The 439-nt window shown below is 75.6% G+C and carries 1 protein-coding gene; it reads left to right on the top strand.

Annotated features, from left to right (window positions below; all coding sequences use genetic code 11):
- The coding region (locus tag B1205_RS31945; RefSeq protein WP_254910091.1) for an acyltransferase domain-containing protein at nt 1-439 on the top strand (439 nt) is incomplete at both ends.

The following is a 439-nucleotide window of genomic DNA, read 5'->3' as shown; positions in this document are numbered from 1 at the left end:
ACGACGCGGCGAAGACCGTCGCGTTGCGGTCCCGCGCCCTGTCGGTGCTGCGGGGAACCGGGACGATGGCGTCGGTCGACCTTCCGGCGGCCGAGGTGACCGCACGGTTGGGTGTCTCCGCCGGGACGGCTGACGACGCCGGCTCGGCTGCCGGTGGCGCGGCTGCGGACTCGGCGAGCGGCGACCGGTTCGCCGGGGTCGGGATCGCGGCGGTCAACGGCCCGTCGACCGTCGTGGTGTCCGGTCCGCCGCAGCCGGTGGCCGACTTCGTGGCGGCGTGTCAGGCCGACGGGATCCGCGCGCGCCTGATCCCGGTGGACTACGCGTCGCACTCCGCCGCCGTGGAGGAGGTCGCGCAGCGGTTGCGCGCCGACCTCGCCGATGTGACCCCGCAGCCGGGGCACACCCGTCTGGTGTCCACGTTGACCGGGGACTGGGC

Origin of the sequence: Micromonospora sp. NBS 11-29, assembly GCF_002140155.1 — a bacterium.
Lineage (GTDB): Bacteria > Actinomycetota > Actinomycetes > Mycobacteriales > Micromonosporaceae > Micromonospora.
This window is presented reverse-complemented; position numbering and strand designations above follow the sequence as displayed.